The organism is Paenibacillus ottowii, from assembly GCF_006874425.1.
GTDB lineage: Bacteria > Bacillota > Bacilli > Paenibacillales > Paenibacillaceae > Paenibacillus > Paenibacillus ottowii.
The window spans coordinates 181,919-200,028 of sequence record NZ_VIJZ01000001.1 but is presented as its reverse complement, the minus strand read 5'-3'; the positions used below and the strand labels follow the sequence as shown (position 1 = coordinate 200,028).

Sequence of the window (18,110 nt, the reverse complement as noted above, 5' to 3'; positions counted from 1 at the left end):
TATACAGACGGATGAGACAAGGCAAAGTCGCCGGATTATCCAATGGTAAGGATTAAATATTACAGCTTTCAGAGGAGATAATTTTAGAGTGCAACAGGCAAACTTAAAATCAACATTTCTAAAACGGGTATTACTGACAACATCGGCCTTCGCGATATTGGGATCAGGGGCAGCGATACCAAAATTCATCTCCCCCATTGCAGCAGTAGCCAGTGCCGAAGCAGCTGCCAAAACCGCTTCTTCTAATCTGAGCCTGACACAGGACGGGGTTACACTGAAGCTTGGTGATGTGTTCTATGATGGCACGCGGCTGTCCTTTTCGATCGAACGGGAAGGCAAAAATTTGCCTGACGGAGTCGTGAGCCTGTATATTCCAATGGATGCAAAGGCAAGTGAAAGCCTCAAGAAGTATATGGTTCCTGAAAAAGATCACAAGAAGGGCTATATCAAGAGACCTGAAATTTTGATTGATGGGAAAGCATTTAAAAGCTTTGGCTCGTTCGGAGATAAAGTATCCAAAAAGAACACCGTACAAGCCGAATACAACCAGTTAGGTTCACTCCCAGACGAATTTGAAATGACCGTCCAAGTAGGGGTTACCCGAATCAGTAAACCTTTTGAATTTAAAGTCCCTGTTAAAAAAGACGGCAATATGGTGAGTGTCAAGCCAAATAAAACCCAAAAGAGCGGATCATTCAGTTACACAGTCAAACAGCTTGATATTACCTCTCATACGACCCGTCTAGTGCTGGATAGCGAAGGTCAAGTGCCTGCGTCTGCCAAACAAACAGGAAAATTCGCTCCATCCATGATGTATTATGACATCATAGATGACCAGGGGAAGACGCTACAACAACGAAAAGCTGGCTTCTTCTACAGCAAGCCTAAAACAAAGTACCATATTGATGAACTGTACAGTGCTATAGGCAGCAAACCCCAATATGTGACGATCAGACCGTATACATTTACAGTCGATCCCACCAATTGGAGTATTGTCGGTCAAGGCAAGGGAGCTGACGGGAAATTTAAAACCGGAGATAAAACATACATTAAGGAGCTCGAAATGAAGATTCCCCTGAATGACTGATCACAAATTTATTATTCATTACATGAATTTAAAAATCTTAAGCTTTCGAGAGGAGAGAATGTCTAATGCAACAAACAAACTTAAAATCCACATTTCTAAAACGGGTATTATTGACAACATCGGCTTTCGCGATATTGGGATCAGGGGCAGCGATGCCAAAATTCATATCCCCCATTGCAGCAGCCGCCGCCAGTGCCGAAGCAGCTGTAAAAACCGCCTCTTCCAATCTAAGCCTGACGCAGGACGGGGTTACACTGAAGCTTGGCGATGTGTTCTATGATGGCACGCGGCTGTCCTTTTCGATCGAACGGGAAGGCAAAAATTTACCCGAACAAGTTATCAGCCCCTATTTTCCAATAGATCCCAAAGAGACTAATGAAAAAATCAAAAAACGCATGGTTCCTGAGAAAGATCAGAAGAAGGGCTATCTCAAGACCCCCGAGGTTCTGATAGACGGGAATAAATTGAAAAGCAGCCACTCCATGTTTGGAGACAAAGTAACTCAAAAGAACACCGTAGAAGCTGAATACAATCAGTTGGATGCACTTCCAGACGATTTTGAAATGACTATCCAGGTAGGGGTTACCCGAATCAGCAAGCCTTTTGAATTTAAAGTCCCTGTTAAAAAGGAGGGTAATATGGTGAGTATCAAGCCGAATAAAACCCAAAAGAGCGGGGATTTCAGTTATACAGTCAAACAGCTCGATATTGCCTCCCGTACAACCCGGCTGGTGCTGGATAGCGAAGGTCAGGTGCCTGCATCTTCCAAGCAGACAGGAAAGTACGCTCCATCCATGATGTATTATGACATTGTAGATGATCAGGGGAAAACGCTTCAACAGCAGAAAGTCGGCTTCTTAAACAAAAAGCCTAGAACAAAGTATCACACTGACGAGCTGTACAGTGCTATAGGCAGCAAACCCCAATATGTGACGATCAAACCGTATACATTTACAGTTGACCCCTCTGATTGGAGTATTGTCGGTCAAGGCAAAGGGGCTGACGGGAAATTTAAAACCGGAGATAAAACATACATTAAGGAACTCGAAATGACCATTCCCGTGCCAGCCCAATAACATCCCGTGCAAGAAGCGAGCAAGCCTGAATGAGAAATCAGGCTTGCTCGTTTTGTTTTACGTTAAGCCATTCCTTCTCCTGCTTACTTTACTGGTTCTACTAGTTATACTAGTGCCGAAGTGGCTTCAATTATCCGCTCACATTGCAACTGCACCAGTAATATCGGTAAAAAAGCTGAACACTGATCGAACGCTCTGACAAGAGCTTGTCAAGCTTGTACACATCGGCAGAGATAAGTTTAAGTTACCCTTAATTTGTGTACCCCAAATTAGTGAGAGACAAATGAACTAAAATCATCCCGACTCGACTGGTCTGCATGATAAAACATGACATCTCCGTCCTGTAAATGAAAGGCGTGTCCGTACGGGTCTTTTATCTCTCTGCGATAGCCCTCTAGTTGCCATTGGTTCAGTAGTGGACCATTAATATATTGCAAATGTGGATGCTCGGTGTTCCCCTGACGGAGTGACTCCAAATTAAAACGAACGACAATAAAGCCCGTCTTCTTGAATATATCTGTATGCTCATTTAGCTCCTGCCTACGGCTTTCACTACGTAAATCCGTTTCTTTGGTGACGGCATACACATTAGCAGGCAGACTATATTCGCCGTACCAGCGCTGTATCGCCGCATTCGCACGATCGGCATCAACCCCATTCGGCAGGTCTGTCTTGGGACCGATCAAGGTACGTACAGCCGCAGGTAGCATCAGCCAGTCATAGCGTCCAATCCAGGTCTTGCTGCGTGTAATACGCTGAGCATACAGCGTTATATAACGTTCCAGCGTTAATTGACTCCGCTCTGCCTCACTCAGTTCATGTTGATAGCGGTAGGCTGCTGTATCCTGCATTTCCTCCATAGGGACATTGCGTAACCTTTCATTCAAAATAACATATCGCTTCTCCCGATCCTCCGCTGATCCCAGACGGATAAATTTTCGGCTACCGGAATGAGTATACAGATCCACCTCTTCCCGCTGTCGCCCATCTTTGTTCACCCAATAAAATGACGGGGTGATGCGAATTCCATCCTCGGCGCTGAACATATTTCCCTTGGTTTTGAGATCAAACTTGAAATGATAGCCTGTCTTGACCGCCACATTTGCGTAACCTTCATGTGGGTGACTACCTGGGCGAATGGGCAATGTGAAGGGCTCGGGGTTTCCTCTTGGCAGCCCGTCAATATTACCGAGCCCTGTCCAATAAGACAAGCCGCTATGCATGGGACTTCCTTTTCGTTGCCGAAATACCCGCTCCCAATGGTAATCTGCAATATCCGTGATATGAAAATCATATATTCGTCCGATGACCTCAATATTCACCACATCATTGGCAACATGATGAACAATATCCTTGTTGGCACGGCGCTGTTCGGTGAATCCATCTGGTGCATTTTCGGCAATGGTGCGGAACTCGACTGTATAATTACCTTCATCGACCCATACGGGCAAATAAAAGTCAGTGTCTAGTTGCAGCACCGGAATGTCGATCCAAGTATCTCGCGGATAAAAATGCGTCTTCCCTTTGTTGTACACATCGAACGGAAAGCGCACCTGCTTGGTCCGTACGTATTTGGCATACTCCCGATCACCGTAGCCGGGAATATTCAAATGCGGACCTGCTGTCGAAATCGTTACCTGGAAAGGACGCTCCAAAATAAGCGCAGATCGCCCCTTCGTAGGTCGAGTTTTCTGATTATGAGCAGCATCATCCGATACACTAGACAGATTCACTACGGGAGTATGGACAGTCACCGTGTTGATTCCCTGGATCGGAAAAGTTTTATCCGCCCCTCCGTTGATATTCCCTTTAAGAACAGCGTAAGTGATGTCACCGCTACTGGGCGTATTGGATTTATTAATCTTGTGCTTATCAATCACATGATCCGGACTGTACAGCACATCCGGCCCAATTGCTCCGGAAGAGGGAATAACACCCGGTTTAGGACCATTTACCTTGACGCGCACCGGATTCATAATGGTCCTGTTCTCAAAGGTCAGAGTATCGTTTTCCACCTCTATTTCCTTAACAGCCTCCTCTGCCTTGGATTTCAGCTCACTGCGGTCATCGGGTACACTCGGCTTGCTGCTGCCGCCGTTTTTGCTGCGACTGCCGCCATCCACTGTACCCGGTGCAGGAGGAGGATAAAAGTTGCCCTGGGTCGCTGCAATATAGGATGGGGGTGTATAGGATTGCGGACGCAGGGTGATGGCTTCATTGGGTAACGCATAGTTTCGGAGCGCAGCCTCCTTAATGCCATATACCTCCAAATTGTTTATCTTCCAATAGGAGTATGGACGGACGATTTGGTAAGTATAAGTTCGCTTCACAGTCTCATTCCGCCGAGATTTTTTCTTAGGCCGCCAGCTCAACCGGTATTCTCGTTTTACATTCACCGTATATGTACACTGGCCCGTCATGTTCACAAATTTATGTTGAAAAAGGTATCTCTTGGCTTGCACATGACCGTACAGGCTTTCAGAGGTAGGAATACCTTTGGATACGTCAAATCGTTCCCGACCACGCTGGTCCGCTTTGATTACAGCAGATACTGACGGGTCGAGTTCAGCAGTTTCCAAGCGCAACCCAGGGACTGGACGAGAGCAGACAACACCTTTCGTTGGCTGTTCATTATCCTGACAATCTGAAGGTGCTCCTTCTTGACTTTCTCCAGGCTTCGGACAGCCCTGAGCTTTTCTGTAATACAAATAAGCGGTAAACTGCTCAAAAGAACTGTCGTAGGTAAACCCAGGTACAATCCCTGGCAAAATATCTCCACTTGGCGGTTTACCTGTCGTGCTTTTCTTGTAACCCACATACTCATATCTAGGGTTGGTTGGCGGGGTAAAATCATAAGGTTGATCAGGTTTTAGCTTGTCTTCTAATGGTGAAAATACGTTGTTAAGCGATTTACCGTCAGTGGTAAAATGCTTGACGATAAGTGCGCTCTCTAGTTCAATTTTGAAAAGGATGGGCTGGTAAATGCGGTATGCCTCTACTTCTTTGGCACAGGTAGGACAGGATTCATCCTTGATATTTTTTGGTCTTAAAGCATTCAATTTAATGCTTACAGTTATCGGAATAATTGTAGTATCCGTGCCGATCCCTTTCTTTTGAAAGGGACGAATATTCCCATCGGTTGTTCCGAGACTTATAGAATCACTGTATTCCGCGTAGCTATCTTGTCGCGAATCATTAAAGTATCTGGATAGATCTGATGCCGTATACAGCCGAGCCTTGACACTTTTAATCTTCCTTCCTGGAAATTGAAATTTGTACGTGAAAGTGGCCTCCCCATCCATATCTTTGTTGGGTTGTTTATGGTCAGTAACCCAAACATTATTGCTATTTTTCCACATGTCAAAGTACATCATACCAACAAAGTAGCGATCATTCTTATCTGCAAAATAGGAAAGAGGTGTAACTTCCGTATCTGCCGCTACTTTGTCAATGAAAAAATAGAAAGGCGGGAAATGTAATAGCAACAGAATTCCCGCCAGCAATACGACCAAAAGACGGCTGGCTTTCTTCATCAGCCTAATTTCCTTTCCACGGGTTGACCATCAACGGAATAAAGTCGTCTGCTGCCAAGCGAAATCCGATATATTCAATATCTCGCAACTTAAGAGATTTATAGTTCTTAACGCCATTAAAAAGCTCATCTCCTGATGAATAGATAGGGTAATATAACATTCTCGTACCATCACCGTTGTCCGTAGTCAGTCCTTCAACAGGATAACGATAGCGTGTGTCATTGTTTTTTGTGATGTAGAATAGATTCCCTGCGGTAGACGTAGTTTTAGCTCTAATTCTTAGGTAAGGTGTACCTTTTACATTGGTATAAGGTTCAATACTGTAGATGTCACGTACTAGCTTTAGTGGCAGGTCAGTAACTTTGAAAATCATCACTTTGTCATATGGCTTTCCTTGCGTACCTTTTAAAAGATATGGATTAGACGTGAAAGCCTTTTTATACGGTTCAATACTCACCGCCTGATGCCCTGTATCCTCCAGCGCAGCGATTTCCTTCTTCCCAATCCAGACCCAGCGGCTGACTTTATCCCACTCCACCGTCTGTCCCAACCCCTCACTTACTAACCGCAGCGGCACGAAAGTGCGGTTTTGCTTCAAAATAATTTTCGTCTCGTATGTTTTTGTCTGCCCATCGACAGTAGCGGTGTTTTTCCCCACTGTCATGTTAACGGCATGTGCATCATTTTTAATCGACACGGCTAACTGGCCGCCTGCTTTCTCCCAGTTCACCTTAGCTCCCAATGCTTCAGATACAAACCGGATTGGAACCATGACATAATCATTATTATCCTGAAAAGGTTTAGCATCCGGAAACTGTATTTTTTTCGCATTTAATAAAACTTCAATTGGTTTGGAATTGCTGCCTGTCGCCTCCGCTGTTGGTATTGTACTTGCCGCGCCCCATAGCAACGTGACTGCGGTCAAACTCAGCATCCATTTTTTTATCCCCATTCTCTCGATCTCCTTTGTCTTCTTCAACTTTAAAGCTATGTATATCATCTCTAATCTCATAAACTTATCGTATCCCCACTTTCGGAAAATACTGGATACAACTTATTTATTATAGGGTTTACCAATTACAAAATCTATAAGAAATGCTTCTAATATAAAGCATTCCAAAAATATAGACTCTTGAGCCCCCCTCCCCTTAAATCATAAAGCTGACTCCTTAAAAAAATTATATTTCCCGCAAAATCACAACAAAAAAGGGCTGCCTCTCCCTTAGAAGGAAGAAACAGCCCGTGTGCTTCACGCGCAAAAACTATGAATATATCAGTTCATACCCTATAAATTGTTCCAGCATCATCCAATATTTCTTACATCATAAATCATAACAGACTAAAAATCAAACGTTACTTTTTTCTCACAAAGCAGGAATCCTGGCGAGCTTTTGACGACCCTGCTCCCCATTCATCTCCCTCCCTTACACATAAGCTGGAAGCGATGTACCGTGCGCGGCAATCAGGCCGTCGCACAGAGCAACGATATCATCCATCGATAGCTCAGCTGGGGTGTGCGGGTCCAGCATAGCAGCGTGATAGATATGTTCTTTTTTCCCCGTCATCGCAGCTTCAATTGTTAAGAGCTGGGTATTGATATTGATATTCGTTCGGTTCAGTGCAGCACATTAGGGCGGCAAATCCCCGACAAAGGTCCCAAAGCAGGTGTCAACATACAATCGCCAAGTACATTTTTAGCAAACACCGTACTACCTGCACCCAGAAATGTAATCTTGCTCATACTTTGTCCCCCATTCACATTTTGTTCGCAGCTTTGCGCCTCAAATGCAAGGATACCCATCGCCATTCCTCCCTTTGCAGGGAGAAAGTGACGATGGGAAAGATTAGCGATGACTATACGTTGTTGCCTCCTACTCAGGACGCTCCCACTGATTTAGCTGGGCTGATCAGCAGAGCCGGCAAGGCAGATGTTACCGGGGATGTCGTAGTTGGCGGAGTTACTGAAGTCTCCGGGCTAACCGAAGTGGCCGGTGAAGCCACGGCCCCTGCCTCAATCACAGTCACCTTGGCCAATGCCTTCAACTCTGTCCCTTCCACTTTGCCCTTCAATTCAAACGAACCTGGAGCAGCATATTGTGCAGGGTCTATATCCTCCCATTCCACAGCCACCCATTTAGTGGAGCCTTCTCCATACGTAGCTTCTACTACGCTTGGCAGTTCAGACCCCAATCGTCTCCCCAGCCCCAATAGCCGTTGAAAATGTTGCGTTTGGATTTGGTATGCATCATCCAATCGTCAAATACCTTATCACGCAGATCACCTGGCACGTTCCACTGGGTTTTGTCTACCATAAAAGTAGCGTGCCGTTGCAACGCCTGATCAATCGGCTCAATGGCATAGAATTGTAAAACCGTTTTGTTGCCATTACCGTATTCTACCGTTATGAAGTTCGGGCCCAGCTTAGTAAATTTGAGCTCATAAATCTGATGTCCTCCAGCCTTGCTATCCGTCTGCGGAATAACGGTTCCGTCTGGATAGGTTACCTTGTTGATCGTTTGCTTGGTACGCAGATCCACCTTTGCCTTTTGATTCGTAGGCACTATCATGCCCGGTACGACTGTAGTATCCACCAAGTTTTCTTGATACAACGTATCTTTTACATCATGCTCGTCCTTTACCGCCAGGAACTTGAAGCCATAGTTTTTGCTTTTGCCGGGATTCAGGATCAGACTTGTGTTGGGCAGATACCCCCGGTTAGTGGACTTGATGACATTGGAATGAATATAAAATACATTCAGTCCCTCCAACCATTTGCCTTCGTTGGCCGGGTTCCAGGCCCACTTGCTGCCCGGATGCTCTTCATCCCGCCAATGGTCCTGATACTCAAAACCAGCACCTGTTGTGGAATCAGGGATCAATAGCAGGGAAGAACCAATGCCGCTGGGGCGCCCAGCTGTAATATAGGAGCTGTTATTGCCGATAAAGGAATGCGTCACAACTCTCGTTTCGTAAATTGCATCACCATAGGTCCACTGTTCATTAAAAGGTAGGGGCAATCCAAAATCGCCAATCTCCAATTTTTTGCCACTGGTATTCTGTACCTGTATATTCCACAACACCGAACCATTCGACTCCGCCGAATAGGTTTCAATGACTTTAAAATTGCGTATGCCTTCTGCGTTACTTGAGTTCTCGTAGGTGACCGTAACGCGGTTGCCGCTGGTCGTGATCTTACGCGCGTCTGCCGACTTATTCGTCCATGCCTTCGTCCAGCTACCTCCATCCAGTCGGTACGTGAACATCAGCTCTCCTAGCCACTGATGATCAGCCGTGTTCTGCTCAGGTGTCACCGTTGCATTCATGACATATTCAGTCGGAAAAGCATCTCCTTTGATACGAATAGACGAAATTTCTCCATGCTCTCCTGTCTGAATCGTTAGCTTGTCATTGGATAGTTCATGGGCCTCTGCCGTATGCGTCCCAAACAACAGAGACGCTGTGGTTAAAAACAAAAACGCCGCCAATATTCCCTTAAATTTCATCAACACGGCCTCCTTTTCGATCTCGGGGTCCTGGTTTGCTTGTCAATCACCTGAAGTCTCTTCATTTCGCCATAACCTCCTTGGAAATGTAAGCGCTACAACTCTATTGTACAAAGCCTTGTCCATTGGTAAAATCAACATTTTCAACCGATTTATATAGGATTTCAACCTAATCGTGGGATGAATCATTCATACCAACAGACACCATGTTTTGGATTAATGAATGGACAAACGGAAATAATTCACTCATACCGTCTGTAGGAGGGAACAACTTCATGAATTCGAATGATAATCCACCAGAGCAAAACGCTTATTTGGAAGAGCTGAATGCATTATTTATCCCATTGGATGGAATGGAGAATCTGGACCGCATGGTTAAGGCCATCGGAGATGCAGATATCGTGCTGCTTGGTGAGGCGAGCCATGGGACTTCTGATTTCTACCGAGTTCGGGCCGGGCTTTCGAAGAAGCTCATTACAAGCAAGGGTTTTAACATTATCGGTGTGGAAGGCGACTGGCCCTCTGCTTATCGGGTGAACCGGTATGTTAAAGGGATGGAGGGGGCCGATTCCTCGGCAGCCGATGCACTGGGTGATTTTACCCGCTGGCCGACGTGGATGTGGGCGAACACGGACATTCGTGATTTCGCGGAGTGGCTCAAGGAGTACAATGAGGCGAATCACGGCAGCGGCAGTACCCGTCCGAAGGTTGGATTTTATGGTATTGATATGTACTCGCTATGGGAATCGATGGAAGCGATTATCGGTTATTTGGAGGAGACCCATTCTCCCCAACTGAAACAGGCCCGCAGGACATACGCCTGTTTCGATCCATATAGCAGGGACCATCAGTCTTATGGCATTGCGGCAGGACTGCTCTCGGAGAGCTGTGAGAAAGAAGTGGTTGAGCTGCTACAGCAGATGCAAAGCCGGCGCATGGCGTATCCGGGAAGTGAGGAAGAGCTGAATGCGGAGGTGAACATGCTCGTCACTTCCAGCTCGGAGGCCTACTATCGTACGATGGTCCGGGGCGGCCCACAGTCCTGGAATATACGGGACAAACATATGGTAGAATCCCTGAAGCGAATCATGTCCTATTACGGGGCCTCGGCAAAAGCCATTGTCTGGGAGCATAATACGCATATCGGTGATGCGCGGGCAACGGATATGATGGCGGATGGCATGGTTAATGTGGGTCAACTGCTGCGGGAGGACCCAGAACATCGGGTGTTTGCCATTGGCTTCGGGACCTATCAGGGCGAGGTACTGGCTGGAAGAGCTTGGGGATCTCCGGTTGAGAAGATGACCGTCCCGCCCGGACAGCCAGGAAGCTGGGAGTATTACATGCATCAGGCGGGAGGCGGCCGAAATGGCATGATAATGCTCAACGATGCATCTTCCATGCTGCATACGACCATTGGCCACCGTGCCATCGGTGTGGTATATGAGCCTGCTCATGAGCGGTTCGGCAATTACGTTCCTTCCAGCATGGCGGATCGTTATAATGCGTTTGTACATCTCGATCGGACGGCCGCCCTTCAACCACTGCCTATCCTTCAGCCGTTTGCAACGGATGCTTTATTTTCAGAATAACAGCTCGCAAGAAACGTCTGTGGAGGCTGGATGGCTGGGTCGTAAGGCTTTGGAAATAACTATGAGATTGGCTCCAATACAAAAGCGGCAGGCACGGACTTTATTTTTATCAGTCTGAGCCTGCTGCTGTTCTATTGAACTAAACGTTCCGTTAGTTTTTATGCATTTCTCAAAAAAGGGATGTCCACCATCACGGATATCTGGAGATGCCCCCCTATCTCCTGCCTTTCCGTCTGGTGCATATGACGCCCGGACGGATGTGCCTGATTCCTTGCTCATTCCACAATTTCCGGGTCTTGGGAAGCGATCGCTACAACGCAATACATTTATGTCGTAGGCCTCTATTTGATATTGGCATTATTAGAAAAATACTACATTTCTTTCCCTCTATGCAATCTGCGTAACAACAAGGTGCGCGGAAACTGGTCTTGTTCCTCCAGCTAATGGAGTGATCGTGAGTGCCGCGGCATTGCCAGCAGGATTTCGCACTGTGAGTACTGAATTAATGACCGTTGTTTGCACAAGAGCCATTCCTACTATTTGAGAAGTACCTGTTGCACGCCCGACCACTGTATAAGCCAGGTCAGCGCCGTTGAGTGTTAAAATGAGTTGACCCGGTTCGTTTACACCTACCTGAAACAAAACCTGATAAGTGCCAATTGTAGCCAAGTTAAAAGAGCTCGCATTTATACGGGTAATTGCAGTCCCACTGATTGGACCATCTTGTGGAAAACTTACGTCCGTGTCAGGAGCAACAGTTGCTGCATTATCAGGAGGCATCAAGGCAAAGAAATCTGCAAAACCTAATACTCCACCTGCGGGTCCCGCTGGTCCTGTTGCTCCCGTTGCTCCTGCTGGTCCCGCTGCTCCTGCTGGTCCCGCTGCTCCTGTTGCCCCTGCTGGTCCTGCTGCTCCTGTTGCCCCTGCTGGTCCTGCTGCTCCTGTTGCCCCTGCTGGTCCCGCTGGTCCCGCTACTCCTGTTGCTCCTGCTGGTCCCGCTGGTCCTGCTGGTCCCGCTGCTCCTGTTGCCCCTGCTGGTCCTGCTGGTCCCGCTGGTCCTGCCAATCCAGCTGCGCCAATTGCTCCTGCAAGCCCTGCCAGTCCTTGGGGGCCAAGTGCTCCTGCAAGCCCTTCGGGGCCAAGTGCGCCAATTGCCCCTGCAATCCCTGCCAATCCTTGGGGGCCAAGTGCTCCTGCAAGCCCTTCGGGGCCAAGTGCGCCAATTGCCCCTGCAATCCCTGCCAGTCCTTGGGGGCCAAGTGCTCCTGCAAGCCCTTCGGGGCCAAGTGCGCCAATTGCCCCTGCAATCCCTGCCAGTCCTTGGGGGCCAAGTGCTCCTGCAAGCCCTTCGGGGCCAAGTGCGCCAATTGCCCCTGCAATCCCTGCCAGTCCTTGGGGGCCAAGTGCTCCCGCGAGTCCTTGAGGTCCAGCTTCTGCAATTGCTCCCGCAAGTCCTTGAAGTAATTGCTTTCCTTTAGGTGGGGGACACGGTACCCGCACTATTTTTTTAATAACTAGAAGACGTCTCTTCCTTTTTTTTCCTTTTGGATGACAAACAAATGCGGTTTTCTTTTTGCACGATTTTCTTTTATCCAGAAAACTCAACAGTTTCTTTTTTCTTTTCTTTTGGATAACAAACAATTGTGGTTTTCTTTTTGCACGATTTTTTTTATCCGGACAACTCAACAACGACACCTCCCTATAAATATGGTTCAGTGTACGTGAGTTGTTTATTTTAGGCATGGACGAATAGCCGGTTATTCGCTAGACTAAAAACCATTTTTAGAATATTGGGTGTTTAGTAGGGTGATGTTATACCACAAGCCACAACATTCTTTCAGTATGATTACATAATTTAAATCTTTCACTGTGTCAACCAAAATCACATTTGGGTCTTTTTTGTACCTCATAGTTCCCAACGTCCGGAAAGAGCTGAAGACAAGCAAGCAGGGGTGAAAAATGAACGCAGTACGTTATACGTCTAAGGAAACAATGATATGACCGACCACTTGTCAATTTGGAGATCCTTGTTCAGTCATTCTTTCGGTACCAAGAAAACCTTAATGATTAAACTATTCTGCCCGTTAGTTGAATCATTTCTGTGATCACTATCCTTCTTTTTCTTTGTTTTTTCACTTCACTTTTTTTAAGTAGAATTACGTATAATCAGCGAAGTCTTGTAGATTTTCGTTATAGGAGCAGATCGCATCCCCTTCAATCGTCGGGTAAGACATTCCGTAACATCCCTTACCATATCAGGAATACAATTGGTTAATGTGGTCAGTTCCGGATTAGTCATTAATCCTACAGGATGGTTATCAAATCCGATGACGGACATTTCTTGAGGCACTGATATCCCCTTTTGCTTTGCTGCTTTCAATAAACCAGTAGCTACAAAGTCACTACCTGTTATCATTCCATCCGGCAATTGATCAGAAGTAAATAATTGTTCTCCCAAGGCATAACCATCTTCCATAGTCATCAGGCCCGTATAACATTGTGATTTCATACAGGCAAGACCGAATTGTTGGTGAGCCAGTTGAAACCCATTCCATCTTTTCTCTTGCAGTTGTGTCAGGTGATCCATACAGAAAAACAGATGGCGGCGCCCCTTGGACAGCAAATATGCTGTCGCTTGAAAGACTGCATCTTCTTCATCCAATCGGAAGACATCGAGAAACTCTCCGTCCATCGCTTCGTTGCATATGACTCCAATGTGAGAACCTATATATTCTTTAACTTCTCTCTCCGAGAAATGGGAATGCGCAATGACCACGGCATCCATTTCTCGGCGTGCCAATCGGGCATACACCTCACGTTCATCCTCCCCGGATAATTCAGTCTGATAGATGACAAGTTGATACCCCATTGAGCCTAAAGATCGACTTAATGCACTAACAAGCTGACTGAAATAGGGATGTTCTACATCCGGGACAAGCACACCAATATGATTGCTTGCCTGTCGACGCAACTGAACCCCCTGCGTATTGCGGACATATCCCAGCTCCGTAATGGCTTTTTGTACTTTTTGTCTGCTTTCAATAGATACATGAGGATGGTCATTTAACACACGTGATACCGTTGACTTGGAGAGACCGCTTACACGTGAAATATCAATTATGGTGGGCAAAATTAACACCTCTTCTAAAGTATTGACCTGGGAACGTTCCCTGCAACTATGATATCGTTAACAAACTATGGGAGGAGTCACACTCATGAAAGTCATATATACCCCCACTGTAACCGAATATCTAATATTGTTTGATTTTGACGAAACGTATTACCCGCATGAATGTTTGCCTGAACAACTCAAAATGGTGTACGAACTAGAACAATACCTCCAGCAGCTTGCCAAAAATTATCAGGTAAAGATAGCTTGGGTCACCGGAAGTAGTGTTCAGCAAATACAAGCAAAAATAAAAATAGCCGGTATGACGCAGCTCCCCCATTTTATAGCGAGCAATCTGGGCACAGAGATGTGGGAAGTCACGCCTGACGGACAACTGGTCACTGTTCCTTCATGGGCAAAGATCACAAGGGCCTCCGGATTCTCTCGAAGAGATGTAGAAGATTTAATTAGCGAATTAAAATCAACATTCAATATTGTTCTTGACGAACAGACTCAATTTGGGCAATCCGGGTACAAAATGAACTACTATTATTATCCGGTATCAGCAGTCAAAACCCAATATGATATACGTATCATCAGGCATCTGGCTGCAAATCATAGAATCGGAATTAATATCAATATTTGCAATCCCAAGGCGGGTGATCCTGAGCATGCATATGATGTCGATTTTATCCCCGCAGGAACTGGAAAGAAAGCGGCTGTGCAATTCCTGATAGATTATAGTCGGGTCCCCCTGTCCAAAACATTGGCTTTCGGTGACAGTGGAAATGATATCGAGATGCTTCAGATGGTTGCCCATGGATATCTTCTCCAGAACGCAACGGCAGAGGCAAAGTCATGCCACAACAACGTTGCCCCTTATCCTTACGCCGAGGGAATTTTACATGTATGCAGAAATTTCTTTGGGGAGTAATTCAGATCTTGCGCACGAATTGATTCGTTCTTTTTTAATTTTTCTATACAAAAGTCACTCTATCCTGCCCGTTAGTTAAACAAAGGCAGCTAATCACTTTGATTGGCTGCCTTCTTGTTTGTATTGAATAGTTTTCACCTTGGTCCAGTCCATTTCTTATTTAGTAACTATAGGAGTTTTAGTTCCACTGCTCATTTTATTAAATAGTAAGATGGCAAGAATTAAAGCTATGCTTACAGCGGCAAAACCCAGCCAATTCAAATATAGGACAGATGTACGACTGATGACTAACCCGCCTAATCCAGATCCCAGTGCAAAACCAAATTGGATGAACGAAGTATTTACACTAAGAGCAATGTCCGGATTTCGAGGCGCCAGAGTAACCAGATATAGTTGCTGAGCCGGGGAAATGCTCCACGTTGCTAACATAAAAATCATTAAAACCATGATTAATACCCAGAGATTGACTCCGGCTAGAGCGAATAATAGAAGAGTCGCCCCTTGTAACATGAGCCCGAGACAAATGGTAAATTTCGATCCCTTTGCATCTGCCAATTGTCCACCTACTCTTGATCCAACAAAGCTGCAAATGCCCGCCAGAAACAGAACACCGCTAATTTCTGTCATAGAAAGAGAGGACGTGGCCTGCAAAAAGGGTGTAATATAAGTAAATAGTGTAGAATAGCCGCCGACATAAAATAACGTAATAACCAAGGCCGTCAATATGGTTGGATTTCTTAAAATAGAGAGCTGCATTCTGAGGGTGACCTTTTCTTCTTCTTTGATTGCCGGAACCTTTTGATAGATAATCAGTAATGGAAGAACACTTAATAATCCGATTAAAACAAATAGCGCTCTCCATCCAAACATCTCACTAAAAAATGTGCCCATGGGAACACCCAGCACTAGCGAGCTGCTAAGCCCCATCAAAATGATGCCGATGGCGTTGCCCCTTTTTTCTTTTTCAACGAGCCGTGTCGCCACTGCCATAGCTACAACCGTAGCGATTCCTCCGCTAGCCCCTTGGATAATTCGTATCCATAGTACTGTTTCATAAGCAAGATCTACCAACATAAGTCCGTTGCTGGCAATAAACACACCAAGGGTCGTCATTAGTAGTTTCTTGCGATCTGCATTGATCGTTAATGCAATTAAAATCGGAGCGACAATGGCTGCGGCAAGAGCAAACACAGTCACCAATAACCCGGCTTCCGAAGTAGATACTCCCAAGTCCACAGCCATCATCTCAATAACTCCCGTAATAATATATTCAATGGTTCCAATCAGAAAAACAGCCAGTGCCAGGACATAGATGATCCGTTTATTTTTCAATTTCCCCCACTCCACCTTCCTCAGTTATCTATTTATAATGGGAATTTGTATTTCTATGAATTGTGCATCTCGTTCTGAAGTTAACGGTAAATATAGTTCCCTACCTGATTCGTTTTCCTTGATCTGATAGTTATTTTTCTCAATCCATTTAGCTAAATGAACACAGGCTGCACAATCAAAACTAGCATTTGAATGAAAAGCCATTGTGGCCATCATCGGTTCAGGAGGAAGGGTCCGTAGCTGAAACGGTTCTGGAAATGATCGCAATTCACAGGTTAAAAAATAACCGATTTCAAACTCAAACTCATCCTCTTTTCCGTCAATCTCTTTCCATAAAACAACCTGAGGACCTTGAATCGATTGACGAATTTCTATTGTTAATAACTGATCAAATTGACGGAATAAATCTGGAATGTCCTCTTCTTTCCCGCATGTTTTCTGATAAAAAAACGATTGAGCACCATCTGCTTTGATTCTGATTTCTTGCCCCGTTTCGAATTGCCCCTCTTTTTCTATAAGCTGCATACGTTCCTCAATCCTGACGAGTTTGGCTTGTTCCGTATCGATGATATGCTGGATTTCGCTTCTTTTCAGCTTAAACATGCCTTGAATATTTTCTAATGAAATATCTTCCTGAAGCAGCTGGTTAATTTGGGGCAATGTAAAACCCAATTCCTTATAAATCAAGATTCGGTTGAGCTCAAGAAGCTGATCTGCGGAATAGTAACGATAGCCTGTATCGTGATCCACTTTTCTCGGCTTAAGTATGCCAATCTGGTCGTAATAACGCAGTGTTTTTAAGGAGACCTTGCTTAGCCTGGAAAATGCACTGATTTTGAACAAAATATCATCTCCAATCTATAACATAATGTGAGTATACAGTTTCCCGTGCAGGGGAAAGTCAAGGATGTGAACAATTAACATCGTCTTTTTTAGGATCTTATTGGTTCAAGCCTTAGTAATTGAGGTAATCTAGATTTTTTTCTTCTGACCACCAATAAAATAAAAAAAGCCGCTTTAATAGCGACTTTCAACAGGAAATGTCTATGTACATACTATTTTCAATCTTCCCTTTTTACTGGATATCCTATTTCCTGGATGTCCTCTTCAAGATCAGCGAGTTCCAATTCTTCATTTAGACCTTTAAGCATTTTCCCATCCAACGGCTCCATATCGAATATTCGTTGTACGAGCGGCCGGTGATCCCCTTCGCCGCCCCTCCTCGATGTCGGGAAGCATGCCAATGAAGTTTGAACCCGTCATGATCTATCTCTCCTCTAACCCGGGTCTTCTTTTATAACATCTCCATCTCCATTATAAACCATAATTCACCTACAACTTTAGATTTTATGGTGGTTATTAGGCCCGTTAGAGTCTCGTGAACGTGATGTAATCAACTTGAGCAGGCTCAGCCGATTCAATCCGAAGTGCCCGGTTGATCTGTCCTCGGTGATATTGCCCATGTAAGAGGACCTGCAACAGAATGTCCCGGGCGGACGTTCGGAACGCCCCCCCGCTCTGGTTCTCATAGTCAATCATCTCATCCAGTTCGAATTCCTTGAGCCCTTCGATATAGATGCGATATTGCTCGGCGTTTTCTTCGAACATCGCCCGGATCGCCGTCAGGTCTTCCGTTTCCTCCCACAACGAATATTGCGCGCTACCCTTGCCCTGCAATCGGTCCAGCCAGACTCGTTCCGCGACCGCAACGTGCCGAACCAGCTTCAGAAGGTTCTTGTTTTTCGTCTTACTCTCCTCGAGCGCGTCCAAGATGCGTCCGTCCGCCCAGTATAGGTGGTCCATCATGCACTTGATTGTCTTCATTTCGCTCTCCCCTCTTCTTTTCATCAATTACTTATACCTAATGTATCGCGTTAGTTTAACGACTTCAAACTTTTAATTACCTGATAAAGCGACGTCGTGTTCCCCCCGGGAGGCATACAA

At 45.5% G+C, this 18,110-nt stretch carries 13 protein-coding genes and 2 pseudogenes; 4 read left to right on the top strand and 11 right to left on the bottom strand.

The genetic code is table 11. The features are described from left to right. Window positions 1-88: 88 nt before the first annotated feature. Window positions 89-1,087: a DUF5643 domain-containing protein gene (locus FKV70_RS00960; protein ID WP_162305657.1), complete on the top strand. Its 999-nt coding sequence runs from the start codon at window positions 89-91 to the stop codon at window positions 1,085-1,087. Between the two features lie 65 nt (window positions 1,088-1,152). After that, window positions 1,153-2,163, top strand: coding sequence for a DUF5643 domain-containing protein (locus FKV70_RS00955; protein ID WP_162305656.1), 1,011 nt, complete (start codon window positions 1,153-1,155; stop codon window positions 2,161-2,163). A 269-nt stretch (window positions 2,164-2,432) separates the two neighbouring features. Here FKV70_RS00955 and FKV70_RS00950 read toward each other — a convergent pair whose 3' ends face one another. From FKV70_RS00950 to FKV70_RS00925, 6 genes and pseudogenes are all read right to left on the bottom strand, one after another. Next, on the bottom strand, window positions 2,433-5,696 hold the full coding sequence (locus tag FKV70_RS00950) for a DUF5704 domain-containing protein (RefSeq protein WP_142611535.1): 3,264 nt from the start codon (window positions 5,694-5,696) through the stop codon (window positions 2,433-2,435). A 4-nt stretch (window positions 5,697-5,700) separates the two neighbouring features. After that, window positions 5,701-6,648: a stalk domain-containing protein gene (locus FKV70_RS00945; protein WP_142611534.1), complete on the bottom strand. Its 948-nt coding sequence runs from the start codon at window positions 6,646-6,648 to the stop codon at window positions 5,701-5,703. A gap of 472 nt (window positions 6,649-7,120) precedes the next feature. Next, window positions 7,121-7,321 (bottom strand): annotated as a pseudogene (locus tag FKV70_RS00940) (family 4 glycosyl hydrolase); the annotation flags it as partial. After that, a complete protein-coding gene (locus FKV70_RS27045; protein ID WP_208738389.1) occupies window positions 7,312-7,497 on the bottom strand; it encodes a hypothetical protein in 186 nt (61 codons plus the stop codon). The pseudogene FKV70_RS00940 and the gene FKV70_RS27045, both read right to left, overlap by 10 nt. A gap of 74 nt (window positions 7,498-7,571) precedes the next feature. Continuing rightward, entirely contained in the window at window positions 7,572-7,820 is a 249-nt protein-coding gene (locus FKV70_RS00930; protein ID WP_244310635.1) for a hypothetical protein, read from the bottom strand. A gap of 56 nt (window positions 7,821-7,876) precedes the next feature. Beyond that, window positions 7,877-9,199 (bottom strand): annotated as a pseudogene (locus FKV70_RS00925) (DUF5695 domain-containing protein); the annotation flags it as partial. A 275-nt stretch (window positions 9,200-9,474) separates the two neighbouring features. Between FKV70_RS00925 and FKV70_RS00920 the strand changes: the two are divergent. Continuing rightward, window positions 9,475-10,791, top strand: coding sequence for an erythromycin esterase family protein (locus FKV70_RS00920; RefSeq protein WP_142611531.1), 1,317 nt, complete (start codon window positions 9,475-9,477; stop codon window positions 10,789-10,791). Window positions 10,792-11,178: 387 nt separating this feature from the next. On the opposite strand, the gene FKV70_RS00915 is transcribed toward FKV70_RS00920, so the two are convergent. Continuing rightward, window positions 11,179-12,291 carry a collagen-like protein gene (locus FKV70_RS00915; RefSeq protein ID WP_244310604.1) on the bottom strand — a complete coding sequence of 371 codons (1,113 nt, stop codon included), beginning with the start codon at window positions 12,289-12,291 and terminating at the stop codon, window positions 11,179-11,181. A 646-nt stretch (window positions 12,292-12,937) separates the two neighbouring features. Beyond that, window positions 12,938-13,930 carry a LacI family DNA-binding transcriptional regulator gene (locus tag FKV70_RS00910; RefSeq protein WP_244310603.1) on the bottom strand — a complete coding sequence of 331 codons (993 nt, stop codon included), beginning with the start codon at window positions 13,928-13,930 and terminating at the stop codon, window positions 12,938-12,940. A gap of 76 nt (window positions 13,931-14,006) precedes the next feature. On the opposite strand from FKV70_RS00910, the gene FKV70_RS00905 reads away from it, so the two are divergent. Next, on the top strand, window positions 14,007-14,834 hold the full coding sequence (locus tag FKV70_RS00905; RefSeq protein WP_064795748.1) for an HAD-IIB family hydrolase: 828 nt from the start codon (window positions 14,007-14,009) through the stop codon (window positions 14,832-14,834). 156 nt (window positions 14,835-14,990) lie between these two features. Here the strand turns inward: FKV70_RS00905 and FKV70_RS00900 are convergent, their stop codons facing one another. From FKV70_RS00900 to FKV70_RS00885, 3 genes are all read right to left on the bottom strand, one after another. After that, window positions 14,991-16,166 (bottom strand): MFS transporter, encoded by a 1,176-nt coding sequence (locus FKV70_RS00900; protein WP_142611529.1) that lies wholly within the window; start codon window positions 16,164-16,166, stop codon window positions 14,991-14,993. A 24-nt stretch (window positions 16,167-16,190) separates the two neighbouring features. Continuing rightward, a complete protein-coding gene (locus FKV70_RS00895; RefSeq protein WP_142611528.1) occupies window positions 16,191-17,009 on the bottom strand; it encodes a MerR family transcriptional regulator in 819 nt (272 codons plus the stop codon). Between the two features lie 525 nt (window positions 17,010-17,534). Then, window positions 17,535-17,990 (bottom strand): DinB family protein, encoded by a 456-nt coding sequence (locus FKV70_RS00885; protein WP_142611526.1) that lies wholly within the window; start codon window positions 17,988-17,990, stop codon window positions 17,535-17,537. Window positions 17,991-18,110: the final 120 nt, after the last annotated feature.